Source organism: Intrasporangium chromatireducens Q5-1, from assembly GCF_000576575.1.
Classification (GTDB): Bacteria; Actinomycetota; Actinomycetes; order Actinomycetales; family Dermatophilaceae; genus Intrasporangium_A; species Intrasporangium_A chromatireducens.
In genome coordinates, this window is the sequence record NZ_AWQS01000587.1 from 1 (window position 1) to 490 (window position 490).

General features: G+C 79.6%; 1 protein-coding gene. It reads right to left on the reverse strand.

What is annotated here, in order from left to right:
* Window positions 1–490: VWA domain-containing protein (locus N864_RS23005; protein ID WP_034723099.1), on the reverse strand; the 490-nt coding region annotated here is incomplete at both ends.

Below are 490 nucleotides of genomic sequence, written 5' to 3' on the forward strand. Positions count from 1 at the left end.
GGTGCCGCCGGCGTCGGTCGCGCCGCCAGCGAGCGCCACGGGGTGTCCCGCGATGGCGCCCAGCGCGGCGAGCAGGCCCCCGCCGAGCGAGGTCTGGCCCTCGGCGCGCAGCCGGTCGATCGCCGCGAGGACGTCGCCCCGGTCGGTCGTCGGCCGTTGTGTCACCACGCCCGTGCCGCCGAACGCGACGACGCCGATGCGGACGCCGGCCGGCTGCCGCTCGACGAAGCGCCGTGCCGCCGCCTGGGACGCGCCGAGGCGGGTCGGGCGCACATCGGTCGCCGCCATGCTCGTCGACACGTCGAAGGCGAGGATGACCGTGCCCTCCCGGTGGGGCTCGGCGACGGAGGCGACCGGGCGGGCCAGGGCGACGACGAGCAGTGCCAGCGCGCCGAGGACCAGAGCCGGCCCGAGCCACCCCCAGCGCCGGCCACCGGAGGCGGCGAGCACCAGTCCCTGCCGGGCGAGGGCCGCCCGGCGTCCGTCGCGC